Raw genomic sequence first — 1,148 nt, forward strand, 5'->3', positions numbered from 1 at the left:
TAGTGGTGTGTCTCAGTTTTGCTTGATGGCTTGGAGTGCGACGCGGCCGCGGGCGACTTTTTCCAGGATGGAGTCTGCGGTCGCGACCCAGATCAGGGGTTTCGGGTGCTCGTTGTTGACCTGAATGTATTCCTCAATTTTGCCGATCAAGTCGGGCACTGAATGGAAGACACCCCGGCGCAGAGCCTTGTCCGTGAGGTCCCTAAACCAGCGCTCGACCAGGTTCAGCCAGGACGATGATGTCGGGGTGAAATGCAGGTGGAACCGGGGACGTTTGCCCAGCCAGGACTTCACTTCGGCATGCTTGTGCGTGGCGTAATTGTCCAGAATCAGATGGATTTCCAGACCCTTCGGGACCTCCTTTTCGATGCTCTTCAAAAAGGCCAGGAACTCATCATGGCGGTGCTTGTCAACGCAGGATCCGATCACTTTCCCGGTCGCCACCTCCAGCGCCGCGAAGAGTGTTGTGGTGCCATTGCGCTTGTAGTCATGCGTCATCGTTTCGCCGCGGCCCTTCTTCATCGGCAACGAGGGCTGGGTGTGGTCCAGGGCCTGGATTGAAGTCTTCTCATCCATGCACAACACGATCGCATTCTCTGGCGGATCCAAATACAGCCCGCACACATCGATGAGCTTTTCATCAAAGTGCGGGTCCGTGGAGAGCTTGAACGTCTCCACCCGGTGCGGCTTCAAACCCCGCGCCGCCCAAATCCTTTGCACCTGAGCCGGGGACACCCCGACCCTTGCCGCCATCGACCTCACGGACCAGTGTGTGGCACCCTCCGGCTTGGAAAACCGCGTCAACTCCACGATCTCAGCGATCTTCGACTCCGGAATCACCTTCTTCCGACCACGCCCGGGCGCCACCGCACCAAGCTTCTTCAAGCCCTCCAGGATGAACCGGTTCCGCCAGGCACGCACCGTTCCAGGTGTCACCCCAACCATCTTCGCGATCCACTCATTCGGGAAACCATCAGCGGCCAAGAGCAGGACCTGCGCCCGCTGCACCTCCCGATGGGCGGCAACCTGGGACTTCGATAAAGCCTCCAACACAGAACGCTCAGCCTCGGACAACAACAACGCAGCAGCTGGTCTCGACATAAACCCAGCTTAAACCCACACTCATTACTTATTTTGGAGACACACCA

The 1,148-nt window shown here is 58.3% G+C and carries 1 protein-coding gene; it reads right to left on the reverse strand.

Annotation, left to right across the window (positions count from 1 at the left end; all coding sequences use genetic code 11):
* Nucleotides 1-12 precede the first annotated feature (12 nt).
* Entirely contained in the window at nt 13-1,101 is a 1,089-nt protein-coding gene (locus IV500_RS21135) for an IS630 family transposase (protein ID WP_196398787.1), read from the reverse strand.
* Nucleotides 1,102-1,148 lie beyond the last annotated feature (47 nt).

The organism is Arthrobacter terrae (genome assembly GCF_015708085.1).
GTDB lineage: Bacteria > Actinomycetota > Actinomycetes > Actinomycetales > Micrococcaceae > Arthrobacter_M > Arthrobacter_M terrae.

What these genes read in the sequence shown, in the direction of transcription:
- IV500_RS21135 (WP_196398787.1), bottom strand. Translation starts at nt 1,101, where the DNA reads ATGTCGAGACCAGCTGCTGCGTTGTTGTTGTCCGAGGCTGAGCGTTCT.